The 256-nt window shown below is 57.8% G+C and carries 1 protein-coding gene; it reads left to right on the top strand.

Annotation, left to right across the window (positions count from 1 at the left end):
* Window positions 1–198 (top strand): ketopantoate reductase C-terminal domain-containing protein (locus LK09_RS21295; RefSeq protein ID WP_331454279.1); only part of this gene is annotated, 198 nt, incomplete at its 5' end.
* Window positions 199–256: the final 58 nt, after the last annotated feature.

Below are 256 nucleotides of genomic sequence, written 5' to 3'. Positions count from 1 at the left end.
GCAGAAAATATCTCTTCCATGCTGCAGGACGTTCGCGCCCAGCGGCATACAGAGATCGACTACATCACCGGTTTTCTGCTCAACCGCGCCCGCGCCCACGGCGTCGCCGTACCGGAAAACGCCCGCTTATTTGAATTGATCAAGCGTAAGGAGAATGAATATGAGCGCGTCGGCACTGATTTGCCTCGCCCCTGGTAGCGAAGAGACCGAAGCGGTCACCACTATCGACCTGCTGGTCCGCGGCGGAGTAAAGGTG

The organism is Microbacterium mangrovi, assembly GCF_000802305.1.
Lineage (GTDB): Bacteria > Actinomycetota > Actinomycetes > Actinomycetales > Microbacteriaceae > Microbacterium > Microbacterium mangrovi.
This window is presented reverse-complemented; position numbering and strand designations above follow the sequence as displayed.